Annotated in this window: 14 protein-coding genes; 8 read left to right on the forward strand and 6 right to left on the reverse strand. The window is 64.2% G+C overall.

Features of this window, described 5'->3' with window-relative positions:
- From ASH02_RS23740 to ASH02_RS23750, 3 genes are all read right to left on the reverse strand, one after another.
- Positions 1-462: a hypothetical protein gene (locus ASH02_RS23740; protein WP_057295565.1), complete on the reverse strand. Its 462-nt coding sequence runs from the start codon at positions 460-462 to the stop codon at positions 1-3.
- Entirely contained in the window at positions 459-1,769 is a 1,311-nt protein-coding gene (egtB, locus tag ASH02_RS23745) for an ergothioneine biosynthesis protein EgtB (protein ID WP_057295566.1), read from the reverse strand. Before egtB ends, ASH02_RS23740 begins: the two co-directional genes overlap by 4 nt.
- A 142-nt stretch (positions 1,770-1,911) precedes the next feature.
- A complete protein-coding gene (locus tag ASH02_RS23750) occupies positions 1,912-2,472 on the reverse strand; it encodes a dihydrofolate reductase family protein (protein WP_057295567.1) in 561 nt (186 codons plus the stop codon).
- A 203-nt stretch (positions 2,473-2,675) separates the two neighbouring features.
- Between ASH02_RS23750 and ASH02_RS23755 the strand changes: the two genes are divergently transcribed.
- Both ASH02_RS23755 and ASH02_RS23760 read left to right on the forward strand, forming a co-directional pair.
- Positions 2,676-3,077, forward strand: coding sequence for a YjbQ family protein (locus tag ASH02_RS23755; protein WP_057295568.1), 402 nt, complete (start codon positions 2,676-2,678; stop codon positions 3,075-3,077).
- A gap of 170 nt (positions 3,078-3,247) precedes the next feature.
- Positions 3,248-4,222 carry an ADP-ribosylglycohydrolase family protein gene (locus tag ASH02_RS23760; RefSeq protein ID WP_057295569.1) on the forward strand — a complete coding sequence of 325 codons (975 nt, stop codon included), beginning with the start codon at positions 3,248-3,250 and terminating at the stop codon, positions 4,220-4,222.
- Between the two features lie 18 nt (positions 4,223-4,240).
- Here ASH02_RS23760 and ASH02_RS23765 read toward each other — a convergent pair whose 3' ends face one another.
- Positions 4,241-4,759: a hypothetical protein gene (locus ASH02_RS23765; RefSeq protein ID WP_156409855.1), complete on the reverse strand. Its 519-nt coding sequence runs from the start codon at positions 4,757-4,759 to the stop codon at positions 4,241-4,243.
- 88 nt (positions 4,760-4,847) lie between these two features.
- Between ASH02_RS23765 and ASH02_RS23770 the strand changes: the two genes are divergently transcribed.
- Entirely contained in the window at positions 4,848-5,174 is a 327-nt protein-coding gene (locus ASH02_RS23770) for a nucleotide pyrophosphohydrolase (RefSeq protein WP_057295571.1), read from the forward strand.
- Positions 5,155-6,873: a DUF2075 domain-containing protein gene (locus ASH02_RS23775; RefSeq protein ID WP_057295572.1), complete on the forward strand. Its 1,719-nt coding sequence runs from the start codon at positions 5,155-5,157 to the stop codon at positions 6,871-6,873. Before ASH02_RS23770 ends, ASH02_RS23775 begins: the two co-directional genes overlap by 20 nt.
- 82 nt (positions 6,874-6,955) lie before the next feature.
- On the opposite strand, the gene ASH02_RS23780 is transcribed toward ASH02_RS23775, so the two are convergent.
- Together ASH02_RS23780 and ASH02_RS26300 are read right to left on the reverse strand one after the other, a co-directional pair.
- A complete protein-coding gene (locus ASH02_RS23780) occupies positions 6,956-7,981 on the reverse strand; it encodes a hypothetical protein (protein ID WP_156409857.1) in 1,026 nt (341 codons plus the stop codon).
- A gap of 483 nt (positions 7,982-8,464) precedes the next feature.
- Positions 8,465-9,226, reverse strand: coding sequence for a hypothetical protein (locus ASH02_RS26300; RefSeq protein WP_156409859.1), 762 nt, complete (start codon positions 9,224-9,226; stop codon positions 8,465-8,467).
- Between the two features lie 190 nt (positions 9,227-9,416).
- On the opposite strand from ASH02_RS26300, the gene ASH02_RS23790 reads away from it, so the two are divergent.
- The 4 genes from ASH02_RS23790 to ASH02_RS23805 all read left to right on the forward strand — a co-directional run bounded on the left by ASH02_RS23790 (position 9,417) and on the right by ASH02_RS23805 (position 15,138).
- Positions 9,417-10,682, forward strand: a complete 1,266-nt coding sequence (locus ASH02_RS23790; protein WP_156409861.1) for a hypothetical protein — start codon at positions 9,417-9,419, stop codon at positions 10,680-10,682.
- A 192-nt stretch (positions 10,683-10,874) separates the two neighbouring features.
- Positions 10,875-12,467, forward strand: coding sequence for an AlbA family DNA-binding domain-containing protein (locus ASH02_RS23795; protein ID WP_082620999.1), 1,593 nt, complete (start codon positions 10,875-10,877; stop codon positions 12,465-12,467).
- 56 nt (positions 12,468-12,523) lie between these two features.
- On the forward strand, positions 12,524-12,829 hold the full coding sequence (locus ASH02_RS23800; protein WP_156409863.1) for a hypothetical protein: 306 nt from the start codon (positions 12,524-12,526) through the stop codon (positions 12,827-12,829).
- 542 nt (positions 12,830-13,371) lie between these two features.
- Positions 13,372-15,138, forward strand: coding sequence for a DEAD/DEAH box helicase (locus ASH02_RS23805; protein ID WP_082621000.1), 1,767 nt, complete (start codon positions 13,372-13,374; stop codon positions 15,136-15,138).
- The last annotated feature ends 38 nt before the right edge of the window (positions 15,139-15,176 follow it).

Genomic DNA, 15,176 nt, shown 5'->3' on the forward strand with positions numbered 1-15,176 from the left:
TCAGGTGTTCGCATGTGGACAGGGGAGTGTGAAGCGGGTGGGGCCGCACTGGTCGAGGTCGACGACGGTGCCGACCGACAAGGGCGACCAGGCCTGGTCGTCGTCGGCCGGCGAGCCCACGGCGTACTCCCAGTTACCCAGCTCGAGCAGTGCCAGCCCCCGGCCCCAGGCGAGCGCGGCGAGTTGCTCGCCGTCGGCGAGCAGCACCGAGCAGGGCGGCACGTCGTTGCGGGTGACCAGGCGCACCAGTGCGCTGGACAGTGGAAGTCCTGCCTTGCGGATGGGGGCCAACGCCTCGATGACCGCCGTACGCTCGTCGGCCGTGGCCGCGTCGATGCCCACCTGCCAGCCGTCGAGCTGGGCGGCTCCCTCACAGTCGGGGTGTGCGGCCCAGGTCGCGACGGTCTGGGCATGACCGAGGGCGCCGCGGTGCCGACAGGCCACCGCGCTGGTCCAGGTCACCGTCGCGGCTCCCGCGGCGCGCCGCCGTCGGCGAGGCGTACGCCGGTCAGCGGCCAGCGCGCACCTGGTGGGAAGAAGTTGCGGTACGACGCTCGCGCGTGACCGGGTGGCGTCAGCGCGCAGCCGCCGCGCAGCACCATCTGGCCGGACATGAACTTGCCGTTGTATTCGCCGAGGGCGCCGGCCGTGGGGTGGAAGCCGGGGAAGGGCAGGTACGCCGACGAGGTCCACTCCCAGCAGTCGCCGAAGAGCTGGCGCAGCCCGTCGACCGGTTCTCCAGCGGCACGGGGATGCCACGACTGGGTGTCGGCGAGGTTGGCAGTTTTGTCGGCACCGGCCAGCTCCTGCAGTCGGGCGGCGTGCTCCCACTCCGCCTCGGTGGGCAGCCGCTTGCCGGCCCAGGTCGCGTAGGCGTCGGCCTCGTAGTGGCTCACGTGGCAGGCCGGCAGCTCGGGGTCGACCGGCCGGGTGCCGGTGAGCGTGTGCTCGAACCACACGCCGTCGCGCTCGGACCAGTACGCCGGAGCCGCCCACTCCTCGGCCTGCACCCGAGCCCAGCCGTCGCTGAGCCACAGCTCGGGCCGTCGGTAGCCACCGTCGGCCATGAAGGCCAGCCACTCGTCGTTGGTGACGAGCCGGTCGGCGAGGCGGTAGGGCTCGAGCCACTGCTGGTGGCGGGGGAGCTCGTTGTCGAAGCAGAAGCCTCCGTCCAGGCCCGTCTCATGGCCGATCTCGACCAACCCACCGTCGAAGTCGCGCCACCCGAGCGTGCCCGAGACGCCGCCGCTGCTCGGGTTGCCGGCGTACGACGGATCGAGCGGGTTGAGCGAGAGGACGTGCTTGATGTCCATCAGCAACAGCTCCTGGTGCTGCTGCTCGTGGTGGAAGCCGAGCTCGATCGTCGGCGCCAGCTTGGTCAGCGTGCCCTCGTCGAGGGTGGCCATCAGGTCGCGCATCCGGTCGTCGACGTTGCCGCGATAGAGGCCGACGTCGTGGGCACCCGGCCGGCTGATCACACCACGCATCGGCCGGGACCAGCGCGGTCCGACGGCTTCGTAGTAGCTGTTGAAGAGGAACCAGTAGGTGTCCTGGTACGACGCGAAACGCGGCTCGTTGTCGGCGAGCACGAAGGTCTCGAAGAACCAGGTTACGTGGGCCCGGTGCCACTTGGTCGGCGAGGTGTCGGGCATCGACTGGACCGTCTGGTCCTCCGGCGAGAGTGGGGCCGCGAGTCTTTCGGTGTGGGCCCGGACGTCGTCGTACCGGGCGGGCAGTGAGGTCACGTCGATGCTCGCGGCGTCGCTCATGGCCCCAACTCTTGCAGGCCGCCCCAAGCCAAGTCACGCACTTTTGCCACCTTCGGTGGTCGAGCAGCCCGAGGCGATGTCCTGAGTGCCCGCGAGGGACGAGCGGGTGTATCNCCCGTCGAGACCACTCCGCCACGCAGGGTCACCGCTTGGGCTGGTAGGTCCGACCGAAGCTGCGTCGGTTCGCTTCGTCGATCTCCACGAGCTCCCAGTCGACGCGGCGTCCGCCAGGCACGTCGAAGATCCTGACCCCGTCGCCGAGGAAGACGGGCGCGACATAGACCTGCAGTTCGTCGATGAGATCGTGCTCGAGCGCCTGCCTGGCGATGTCGGCGCTGATGATCTGGACGTCCCTGTTGCCGGCTATCTCCTGGGCACGTGCGATCGCCTCGGTGATGGAGCAGTTCAGTGCGATGACGGACGGGTCGTCCGCGAGTTCTTCCGGTCGGTGGGTGAGGATGAACTCGGTCCCGGACCACGCACCGCCGTACGCCTCGGCGGTCATCTCGTCACGTTCGTCGGCCTGTGCCTTCGCCGCGTCGTACCCCTCACGGCCGGCGATGATGACGGCCACCTTCGAGGCCATCGCCTGGGTGGTTCCCTCCGCATGGGGCTCAGAGGCGGACAGCCAAGACATGTCGTGGCCCGGCCCCGCGATGAACCCGTCGATCGAGCAGGTGAATCCCCATGCAACCTTGCCCATCACTCCTCCTTGAGTGTCTGATGACACCCGTACAGACCAGCCGTAGGCGCGGAAGTCATCGGCCCGGGTACTCGAGCAGCGGGCTTTCTTTGGTGGTCGAGCAGACCTTCTTCGGTGGTCGAGCAGCCCGAGGCGATGTCCTGAGTGCCCGCGAGGGACGAGCGGGTGTATCNTCCGTCGAGACCACCTGCAACCATCAAGACATGCATACCCAGACCCGGACCTACGTCACCGGCGACCGTGAGGTCGTGCTCGACCTGACCGGCGACTGCGCCGACTTCGTCGCTGGGCGCGGTGACGGGCTGCTGAACCTGTTCGTGCCTCATGCCACAGCAGGGTTGGCGATCCTCGAGACCGGTGCCGGCAGTGACGAGGACCTGCTGGCCGCACTGGCCGACCTGCTCCCTGCCGACGACCGGTGGAAGCACCGGCACGGCAGCCGCGGCCACGGCCGCTCGCACGTGATGCCGGCGCTGATCCCGCCATACGCGACGGTGCCGGTGCTGGGCGGGCAGCTGGCGCTCGGGACGTGGCAGAGCATCTGTCTGGTCGACCTCAACGTCGACAACACCGAGCGAGACGTGCGGTTCAGTTTCCTCGCGTGACCACGCTGGCGACGTGCGACCCACCTGGTGGTCGAGCACCCCGAGGCATGAGTAACCCGGTGGTCGAGCAGCCCGAGGCGATGTCCTGAGTGCCCGCGAGGGAGGAGCGGGTGTATCGAAGGGAACGAGGGCGTCCGTCGAGACCACACCCGTGATGGCAGGCTGACCGCATGAACCTGACGAATGAGCAGTTGGACCGCGCGTGCGGCGTGCTGCTGGGGACAGCGACCGGTGACGCCCTGGGTGCCGGTTACGAGTTCGGCAGCGCGCCGTACGACGGGTGGCCGGCGATGATCGGCGGTGGGCTGGGCAACTTCGCGCCGGGGGAGTGGACCGACGACACGGCGCAGGCAATGGCGATCGCACTTGCGGCGGCAACCGGCGTCGACTTGACCTCGACCGAAGGCCTCGGCCTCGTCGCCTCCGGCTTCGCGCGGTGGTACGCCGAGGGGCCGCCCGACGTCGGCATTCAGACCTCGGCGGTCCTGCGCCAGGCCGGACGCGACGCGACCGCGGAGCAGATGACCGCAGCAGCCCATGCGGTCCACGATCAGACGGGCAAGTCGGCCGGCAACGGTTCGCTGATGCGAACCGCGCCGGTGGCGTTGGCCTACTTGGACAAGCCGGCGGCCGAGCTGGTCGATGCTGCGATGAAGGTCTCGGCCCTGACCCATCACGACCCGCTTGCCGGTGAGGGTGCAGCTTTGTGGTGCCTGATGATCCGGCACTCGGTCCTGACGGGTGAGTTCCCCAAGGCCGACGACGTGCTGCCGCACCTGCCGAACGCTGCCTACTGGGCCGACGTGCTCGCCGTGGCTGAGACCTCCGAGCCCGGCACGTTTGTGACCAACGGCTGGGTGGTCGGTGCGATGCAGGCGGCGTGGTCTTCCATCACACGGACGCCCGTGGCTGACGAGATGCCCAACCGGCATCTGCAGGACGCACTGGCCACGGCGATCGGCATCGGGAACGACACCGACACGGTCGCCGCCATCGCCGGCGGGCTGTTGGGAGCGCGCTGGGGATCGAGTGCCATCCCTCAGGAGTGGACCGCGCTCCTGCACGGCTGGGGCGTCTACGGCGCGGGTGCTCCCGAGCTGATTCGGCTGGCTACGAGCATCGTTGAGAGCGGCGCATCCATGTGACTGTTGCGGAATCTCCCGTCAGTTGATGGTGACGCTCTTGTCGTCAGCGACGAGCCACTGCGACCCGTCCCACGTGAGCGAGTACAACGTGTCTTCGAACGGTTCCTCGTTGAGTTCCAGGACCGTTGCTCTGTCACCCTTGATCTTGATCTCTGTGATCTTCGCGGAAGTGGGGTCATATCCGAAGCTCTTCGCGAACTCGGCCCCGATCTTCATCGCCGCCTCGCAGTCCTCCGGCGGCTTGTCGCTGAATTCCTCTGCATCCTTGATCGTGGCCTTCTGGTACGCAGGTGTCAGAAGCGCACACGTGGCCGTGAAATCACCGCTGTAGAAGGTCTCCTCGTAGCTCTCGACGACCTCGCGCGCCGCACGCTTGGTTTTGCCCGAGTTCGCCGAGTCCGAGTCCATCTTGCCTGGATCGGTTGCGCCAGAGCTCTCGGTGTTTGTCGGGTCATCGTCCGATTTGTTCGACGAGTCGTCTCCGCATGAGGTCAGGGCCAGGCAGGTCGTCGCCAGCACTGCAATTGTGCGGATCATGGTGTCTCCTTGCTCGCTTCGATGCAGACTTGACTGTTGCACGTCCGAGTCCGCTGCGCGGGAGAACCCGCGCCTATACAGTGCACGCATGAGTGACAGCCGTGTTCGAGAAGCGCTACGAGAGTTCGTCGCCGAACGAGACTGGGACCAGTTTCACTCGCCTGAGAACCTTGCCAAGAGCGTCGTCATCGAGGCTGCGGAACTCTTGGAGTGCTTCCAGTGGAGCAGCGAACATGAAGGCGATCGAGTCCGAGATGAACTCGCCGACGTACTGACCTATTGCCATCTGCTCGCGACCAAGCTCGATCTCGACGTAGACCAGATCGTGCTCGACAAGTTGGACAAGACGCGGTCGAAGTATCCAGTCGAGACGGCTCGGGGGAGCAGCGAGAAGTATGACCGCCTTCCGGATTGAGGAGTTCGCGTTCGACGCGAAGTCCTTGGCGACGCAGGCTGCACTCGAGCCCAAACTCAACAACTGGCCGGTCGTCTACACCCTGGACGCGCAGGGAAAGATCTACGTCGGGGAGTCGATCAATGCGGCCGGGCGGCTGCGCAATCACCTTGATTCGCCAGCCAAGAGGGTGCACCGGCTCCAAGGCGCTCGCGTTGTGATCGGGGAGAGGTTCAACAAGTCGGCCTGTCTGGACTTGGAGTCGTATCTCATCCGCCTTCTCGCAGGCGACGGACAGTACGAGGTGTTGAACCGCAACGAGGGGATCACTCGCGCCGACTACTTTGACCGTGACACCTATCAGCGGACGTTCGCCGAGATCTTCGAGGAGTTGCGGAGAAGAGGTGTCTTCACTCGGAGCATCTCCGAGATCGAGAACTCGGACCTCTTCAAGCTGTCTCCCTTCAAGGCTCTGTCTGTTGACCAGACGGCCGTGGTGGAAGGGATCCTCGACGGACTCTTCGATGATCTGTCGAACGACACGTCCAGTCGCATTGTCATTCAGGGGGATCCGGGGACTGGCAAGACTGTGGTCGCGATCTACCTGATGAAGTTGCTCGCAGACATCCAGGCGGCAGATCCGGACACCGTTCCCGAAGGTGACTCCGTGTTGTCAGAGTTCTTCGTCAAGGGCTACCGAGAGCTGCTCCAGGACTTCAAGGTGGGCTTGGTCGTGCCGCAGCAGTCACTGCGGCTGTCGGTCAAGAGGGTGTTTCGCAAGACGCCGGGGTTGAGTCCGAAGCAGGTACTCAGTCCATTCCAGGTGGTGTCGGGTGGTTCGGAGTTCGACTTGCTGATCGTTGACGAAGCGCACCGACTGAACCAGCGAGCTGCTCAAGCCGCAGGCCCACTAAACCGCATGTTCAGCGACCACAACCGGGCCCTCTTCGGTGACGATGACCCCAAGTACACCCAGGTCGACTGGATCAATCGGGTCAGCCGCCATCAGATCTACCTGGTCGATGGTGCGCAGGCCATCAGGCCGGCCGACCTCTCGGAAGAGACCTTGGGAGCCCTTGTGGCGACGGCGAGACACGAGGATCGGCACTACCGGTTGCATTCTCAGATGCGTGTGCAGGCAGGTCAGGACTATGTGCGCTATGTCCGCGGTGTTCTCAGCGGGAGCGTCTTCCAACGCGAGACCTTCCCGGGCTATGACCTGCGGTTCTTCGATCACCTCGGGGATATGCGAGATGCCTTGGATCTGCGCGAGCAGGAGGCGGGCTTGGCCAGGCTGGTCGCCGGGTTCGCGTGGTCCTGGGCAACGAAGCGGAACCCGGAGGCATATGACATCGAGCTGGACGGCCAGCGGCTCCGTTGGAACTCCACGGATGTTGACTGGGTCAGTTCGTCGAACTCCGTCAATGAGGTCGGCTCGATCCACACCATTCAGGGCTATGACCTCAACTACGCCGGGGTGATCATTGGACCTGACCTGCGGTACGACGCCGCACGCAGTCGCACCACCTTCGACCGAGCCAACTACAAGGATCCACGCGGTACGACGAACAACCGACTTCTGGGTGTGACATACAGCGACGAGGACATACTCAAGTTCGTGCGCAACATCTACGCGGTGCTCCTGACCCGCGGGATGTTGGGCACCTACGTCTACGTCTGCGACCCTGCGCTCCGTGAGCACCTGCGCAGGTTCTTCTGACGCACTGGCTCGTGCACGCGGCACGCGCCGAGTGCTGCACATTCGCGGCAGAAAGACGCACCGCCGTCGAGGCAGACCTGATTCAAATGGAGGCGGACTCGTCCGCGACAGCGTCGCCACGGAGCACTTGTGACTCGCGCTGGGCAGCCTGAAGAGTCGGCGCGGTATACAACTGGTCCAGAAGCACCCACAAGCGATTGGCTCGGTAGTTGATGCCAGTTGGAAGCGGATCCATTCGAAGCGCCGGTCCGAGACGGCACAAAACATGCGGTCGGTCGGTCACGTCGCTTCGAGCCCTGTCACCCGAGGATTCCGAAAGTACCGGGATGTCAGGCCAACGATCCTGGAGTGACGGAATGACCTCGTAGTCCAGAACGCGATGCACGCGTTGTACGTAGCCTTCCCACCGGAATGCTAGGAAGTTCGGCGGAATTGCCGGCCAGCCGCGTCCCCACCCGTACGGGTAGTAGTAGTAGCCCTGCTCGACGATCTCCCGGTAGGTGTGCGGTCCGCCTCCGCCCGGTCGGTCGTTGCTGATCACCACGCAATACGCCTCGGCATTGTTGACCTCGACCACACGCAGCGCCTCCTTCAAGTAGATGTCCAGCTGATCGAGCCACAGACGTTCGTGTCCCGCAGATGTCCGGCGCGCACTGGCCAAACGCTCCCCAACGACACTCCACGGTAGGTGCGTCACCTTGACCTCGCCAACGATGGCGGGCAGGTGCATCTGCGCCCAGTCCGGCGAGCAGTCCGAGAGAGTTACGAGGTGCGCAATCGGCGCGCTACCGCAGCGCGAGGCGTATGTCTCAAGTTGGGTGACGGTCGGGAGCAACCACCCTCGTTTGGCCTCGATGACTATCGCGTGGTCGGCTCCATGTAGTTCAAGGTCGGTTCGGCCCAATTGATCGGAAACCTCGAGGTCGATCCTGGTGGTTCTGGCTTGCGGTGCAGGGCTTAGAGCGCCGGTCAGCGCAGCGAGGAATTTGGGACTACTGCGCAAGGTCCACCCGAGCGCCGCGGTCAGGTCATTCTCGTTTCGTCCGAGGAGCGAAAACACCGAGGTCATCGTCTTGCCGTGATTTGTCAGCGGAGGCGGTTCAGGCACCGAGTCAGCGTGACACATGCAGTCCACGGACGTCCGGCGAGGCCAGTGACCGGGCGCCGCTCACACACCGACCAAGCCATCCAGATGCGAAGTACGCGGTGGTAAGACGCGTTTGTCGGCGTTGATCAAGACCCGCGATGCTGGTAACAGCTGAGGACGGCCTGCGTCCCGTTTGTGCGGCGTCCTTGCACCATGGTCGCCGACACGCTGGCGGGCCTAGATCGGTTTCAGCAAGCGATGATGCCCAAGTACTTCTGCTGGCATCCCTGGCAGTACGAGCCGGCAGTTCCACCCATGCGCGCGACGGGCAGGTAGCCGCGGCATCCGAGGGAGATGTCCTAATGCGCGAGTTCTGCCGAGATCGCGCTTGCGATGGCTTGGCCCCCCGCGTGCACGACATCTTCGCCGCGGGGGATCGAGTCCATTGAAATGACTTCGAGCGTCGGGGGACGATGTGGCCGGTTTCAGTTATGAAACAGGGTGCTACTTCGTTCCAGATTCTGCCTGGTCGGGCTGCGCCGTACTACCCTCGAAGTCGCGCACGGCCTGCTTCTTGAGTTCATCCAGATCTAGTTTCTCGCCGTACGGCCTCAGCCGGAGTTCGTAGATCGCAGCGCTAACCAGTTCGAAGATTGCGTCGTCCAACTCTTCGAAGTTGACTTCCTCATCGAAGTAGCCCAGTTCCGCTGCTTCAAGCCGGAACACGAGGGCCATACCGGATGCGTGAGCCTTCGTGGCTGCCTGGCTCATGGCGGAGCCACAGACGACTGTTATGCGTGCGTGAAGTTCGGTCAGACGACGGACAACCGGAACAGCCTCCACAGCAGGAGGTAGGTGTTTGTCCCACCCATCCCGTCGGGCGATTCGATCAGCGAGACCGGGATCGCGCTCGATGGCTTCGGCGAATCGCCCAAGTTCCGCGCGCTCTTCCCCAGGTCTGCCTGCGTCTTCGGCTCCCTCGCGCATGTCAGCTACCAGCGGCGCGGCCTTCTGCATTCGCAGGTAACTCGAAGCAAGCGTGGCACGCATCCTGCCTGTTACCGAAAGGGTTCTGAGTTCCGATACATAGTCTGCGTACAACTGGATCCGGACTTCGTGCTCGGCGAATCGGTATCGGGAGCGGCGCTCGTTTGCAGTGCGTGTCGATTCTGCCCTGCTCTGGGCGCGAGCCAACAGATGCGTGCTCAGGATGCCAGCCACCCCAACGGCTGCTGTGAGGCCGATGTTGACTGTCGAAGCGTCCATGCAAGCGAGACTATTCGGGAGCTGCCTTTACATGGGCGGGAATCGGGTTCATGACAGCCAGAAATCACTGGTCGGGCCCAAAGCGACCGGAACTGGCCCCAGTATCCAGCAGTCATGAGCCTGGCCTCGGGCGAGGTCGGGAATGCTCAACGTCCTGCGGTTGTCGGAGGTCCTAGTCATACTGACCCGTATGGGGAAGGACCGCAGGCATCGCGAGCCGCGCCGAGAGCGCAAGCGCACGCTGGACACTTTGAGTGAATCGCCGATCAAGGTCGCGATCGCGACGTCGCCGCAGAGCAGTGCGACCGATCGCCGCCCGCTCGATCAAGACACCGAGTTGACGAAAGCGGCGCTGCTGTACGCCGACGAGGTCGAGTTGGTGAGCCTCGGGGTGTCCATGTTCGACGAACTGCGTCAGGTCATCGACGCGGGGGAATTGGGCGAGTACGGGCTGCTCGCCTCACTGGACGACGACACGATCAACTACCTGGCCACTCGGGGCGGGTCGGGGAACACGCTGCCGCCCAACTGGCGCGAGACGCTGGCGGCCGGTCTCGCGATGCCGCCGGAGGCCTTGGAAGCCATGGGCATCGAGGGTGCAGACACGTTGCGCGAACTGCGCGAGGCAGCCACCGAGCACGGGCACCGCATGCAGCAGGACATGGCAAACGTGTTGGACGAACAAGGCGCAACCGAACTGGTGACGGCCATCAAGAGCGGCGCGATCAAGGTTGCCGAACTCGGCGTCTCACCCACTTCGACGTTGCGACCGACCGACCTTGACCCCACCGATGGCGGCGACGTGCAGATATGGAACTGGATCGACGCGCTCGTGACGCGGCTAACCGACAAGAAGACCCGCTTACTGTTCGACAAGCAGGCGGGCGGGCTTATTCAGTCGATGCTGGAAGAGGGACTGATCGCTTCCAACCCCCAGGGGTTGCGCCTCGCGGCGCAGGCAGCCCTCGGCGCGGGGTTTGCCGAGCGGCTACCAGCTTTCCCTACTGCGAAAATGGACGAACTGCTCGATATGCGGAGGGAGTTGGCGCTGCCGTTGGCCCGGTATCGAGGCGCGGTCTCGCGGTTCTCTAAGGAGATGCCGCAGGTCGTAGGTGAAGACCTCGACTTCGAGGTCGAGCAACTGTGGATCGAGACTGTGAAGCCCGTGCTGCTGGGCCTTGAGGACGAACTGGCAGACCACGGGCTGGTTCGGGAGATAGCCCGTTCGCTGGATGTGCAGAACATTCGCGACTTCGGCGCGTGGACGACGGGCACCTACCTCGCGGTGGGAAGTTCGACCTCGCTCGACGCTCTCGCTGCCGGGCTCATCGCCAGCACTGCTGGTGGTGCAGCGACCGTGGCGCTGGAAGCATTGCGGGCCAAGCGGGAAGGACAGGCGGGTCCCAAGGCGAACGAGTTCTACCTTCTGTACGAAGCGAATCGGCGGCTCTCCTGAGCGGTCGCTACAGCGGATCTTCTGTTGCCTGCTTCGGTAGCCGCGGGGGTGTTCTATGGCGGCGAATTGACGCAGGTCTTGAAGCCTGCGGTCGGAGAGAATCGATCGGGGCCTCGACCCGCGCAGGAATGCCCGAAGCGCTTCAGCTCGATGTTCCGCTCGCCAAGTACACACAGGCCCTAACCTGCTGTCATGAACGACGACGCGATTGTGGTCGAACCGGTCGTGACGGCCGAGAAGCTGGCATCCGTTCTGGCTGCGGGTTGTGAGATGCCGAGTCTCGACTTCAAGCAAGTCGTCGACTTGGACGAACACTCTGCACTGGTGGAGTTCGCCAAAGATGTAGCGGCCCTTCGGTCGTGCGGCGGGTACTTGGTGGTCGGTGTGAATGACGAGGGTGAGGTAATCGGTCTCGACGAGGCACTCGCGGCCAAGTTCGACGAAGCGAACCTCCGACAGAAGCTCGAGAAGTTCCTCCACCCGACAAGTTTGATCGCCGCCCGGCACACGATCGATGGCAAGCACGTCGTGCTGGTCTTCATCCCAAGTCACCCCTTGGGCTTCACCGTTGTTAAGGCGCTCGGCGAGTACACGAAGCCAGGCGGTCGTCAGAAGGTCCTCCTGCGGCCTGGTGACGTCTTCGTTCGCCACGGCACGTCGAGTGAGCGATGGGCAGAGGTTGACGTCCAGGCGCTCCTCGGTCCTCGTGACAATGCCCTCCGCGAGTCACATCGCGCTGAGTTCGCTGCCATGGTGGCCGCAATCCAATCGGGTGCTCAGGGACAGTCGATCGCCTCAGGTCCTGTCCAGTCGCTGGTCTGGCAACTCGACCAAGCCTCATTCGACGGAGCGGTCGTCGAACTGCTTCGCCGCGACGACCTGGTGCCAATCCGACTCTTCCTGGTTCGAACGCCGGCCGAGCTGCGTTCCGGAGTGAACCGAGGAGACCGCGACGAATTCAACACCATTCTCGATCGGCTCGTCTCGCTCGGCGCGATCGCTCTGACGCTCGGACACACCAACCTTGCAGTCGAAGTGACCGAGGCGCTCGCCAACATCTACGAGGCTTCGGCCATCGTTTCGTATCCAGTGAGTGACGCGAAGCCAGTGCGGCCGCAGTTCGTGTGGCTTGACGTCTTGGCGCACGTCGTCGCACTTGGAGGACTCGCCGTCGTCATGAAGGAATGGAGTGCGGTGCGTGCACTCGCCCTCCAGCCGGCACCGGACACTTGGTACGCGTCCTGGCTCCGTCACGGCCTCACCGAGGCGGCACGCGCGAACATCTTCCCGACAACGGCGAGCGGGCAGCCGGAGCAGGGCGCGCTCATTCCACTCGCTCGCCGCGTCGCGCACCGGCTGCCCGGTCTACGTCCCTACGCTCCTGACGATGAGAGGTACGACGCAACTCCGGGCGCCGACATCGCCCCGATCGACCCGGTCCTGGACTCCCTATGTGCGTTCGACGCTCTTGCGGCGCTCGTGGTCATGTCCGACCTGCCGTCCGAGCGTTTCGATGACCACCACTATTACCCTTCGTTCGGCCACTACTACTCGACGCGCTCCGAGCCCACTTGGGCCCGCGTGCTGAAAGACCCAACGATGCGAGAAGTCCTCCTCCCAGGCGTGGATGACGAGACGCTTGGCCGCGCGATGTCCACTGCCGCTCAGGTGGCACACACCGTCGTGCAGGGGCGATGGGGGCTCTGGGACGTCAACGACAACGCTGTCGGCAAGTTCATCCAAGATTGGCGACGTGAAGACGCCGAGCGCCGGGCTTCCGAGTAGCCGGGCTGGCGTCGCGGATAATGATCCCACGTCACAAGCGAGTGGAGGTCCGGGAATTGAAGCTCTACACCCTGTATCCGAGCCTCACGGGGTTCTCCGTCAAGAGCGTCGACTATGACGGCCGGACCTCCAAGATCGCCGCAGAGTCGGTCAAACAGGCCTACTTTTACGCACACAAGGTTCAGTGGTCCCAAGGCCCAGATAGTCCGGCCGGCATCGTCGAGATCTATCAGCGAGGTGGACATGACGATGGTTGGCACAGCCTCTGGTGTGGCTGCCGGATCCATTGGGGGATCGGGCTGCAGCACCTCATGAGTAAGACCGCGTTGGTCCGGGCGATGCGCGACCATGAGTGCTCGTGACTAGCCCCGAGCCCTGTTCGTGGTGCGCGTCGATACAAGTCAACTGACGCGTATCCGGTTCGAATGCCGCTAGGGGTGAGGCGGCGGAATGACGCACTCATCGCAACATATCCGGGCGTTTGAAGGCGTCAAGAAAGTCACGAGATGCGATCTCAAGCGGCCATCGCGGCGCCAAGAATCGCGACTGCGATGGTGAAAACGCTGCTGTGATCCGACCCCACGCATCGTGGCGCCCAGCACCCTCGTGGCCACGGCGTGGGTCGTGGCTTTCGACAGAGTCGGCCAATATGCCCAAGGCGTCACCGCGAAGACCGGCTAGCGAAAGGCCCACGACAACAGCGACTACACGGACGCCACGGCCATCAGGCAGGGCGCGGGGAGCGCGGTTCGGGCCCGAGTGGACCACGACGGCTGCATGGGACACGCCGACGTGCATTTAGGACGCAGAGACACGTCCGTCGAGACGTGCTTCGTTCAATCTGAAACGTCGGAGGACCTAAGTACGCTGCGAAGACTCTCAACGTCCGCTGAACGGAAACGCGATGACACCTCAGGCAGAAGGTAGTGGCGACGAGGTCGAGGCGAACAAAGCCCTGATTCCCGTGCGAGATACCGACGACGCCGTCGCGCCCGAGCCCGGAGGCACGGACGACGAAGCGCCTGTCATCCCCGGCCTCCAGGACGCCGGCGGACCGGTCATCGCAATCGACGAGCTCGACGGAAACGAGCTTTGGTGGCTCCAAAGGGGACCGGGTGCCCACCGCGCCAGACCAGAACAGGCCGACCTCGCCCACGAAGCACTCGCAGGCTCATTCGTATTCGCCGCCGAGTCGGAGACGGCAAAGGGTCTGCGGACTCCGCAGCTCGGAGCGCTCCACGCGATCCTTGCCTACCGCTCCACCGAAGACCCTGAGCCCATCACCGTCGTCATGCCGACCGGTACCGGCAAGACCGAGACCATGCTCGCCACTTACGCCCATACGCCAGCCCGCACACTCGTCATCGTCCCGACCGACGCGCTCCGTACGCAGACCGCGAAGAAGTTCGCAACGCTCGGAATCGTCCCCGAAGTAGGGGCACTCGTCGGCGACTTCCTCTGTCCTGTCGTGTTGGTCCTCAAGAGCGCGCCGGCGACGACTGACGCGGCACGAAAGATCCTCGCCGGCGTCGGGGTGGTGATCGCAACTGCGCAGGTCCTGGCCACCTGCACAGCGCCTGTCCGCAAGGTGATCACCGACGTCAGCGACCGGCTGTTCGTCGACGAGGCGCACCACGGAGCGGCGCCCACCTGGCGAAACGTCGTGGAGGCCTTCGCGGGCAAGGAAGTTGTCCAGTTCACAGCCACCCCTTATCGCGAGGACGGGCGGCACATGGGCGGCCGGGTTGCTTACGCCTACCCGCTCCGCCTCGCCCAGCAGCACCAGTACTTCGCGCCCATCCAGTACCACTCAGTCGTGGACTTCGTGGACCCAGACCGAGCCGTCGCGACCGCAGCCACCAAGCGGCTGCGGGCAGACCTCGCCGCTGGCCGCGACCACCTCATGATGGCCCGAGTCAGGAGCGTCGAACGGGCCAAGGAAGTCATCAAGATCTACGAAGAGCTGGCACCAGACCTCAAACCGGTGCGCATCGACACGGGGTTAGCTCCGTCAACGCGTCAGAAGCGACGTGATGCGCTGTTCAGCCGGGACAGCAAGATCGTCGTATGCGTGAACATGCTCGGTGAAGGCTTCGACCTGCCCGCACTCAAGGTCGCAGCGGTCCACGACCCCCAGAAGAGCCTTGCGGTGACGCTGCAGTTCATCGGCCGGTTCACCCGGACCGGAAACGAGACACTCGGCGACGCATCGGCCTTCGTGCCGCTGCAGGTAGCCGGCATCGACGAGCGGCTGCGCAAGCTGTATGGAGAGGACGCGGACTGGAACCAGGTCATCCGTGACCTGACCGAGCACGGCGTTTCCCGGGAGAAGGCACGCACTGACTTCGAGAAGGCGTTTGGATCCCTGCCGTCAGAAGTAGCTATGCGCAGCGTCCACCCCAAGATGAGCACCGTCACCTACCAGGCGAACGGGAACCTTGGCTGGACGCCCGAGAAGATCTACGACCTGTTCGAGGACCGGCTTCTCACCACGCGCATCGGCATCAACAACAAGGACAGGGTGGCCTGGTGGGTCTCCCGAGAAGCCGTCCCGGTGCGCTGGGGGGACTTCTCCAGTTTCAACGAGCTCGTGCACGACCTCTACGTCGTGCACGTCGACGAAGACAATGGCTTCGTCTACGTCAACTGTGATGTCTCAGGACATCGGTGACGATTCTGCATCTGGACATCGGTGACAGTTGATGTCTC

It is taken from the genome of Nocardioides sp. Soil796 (assembly GCF_001429525.1).
Lineage (GTDB): Bacteria > Actinomycetota > Actinomycetes > Propionibacteriales > Nocardioidaceae > Nocardioides.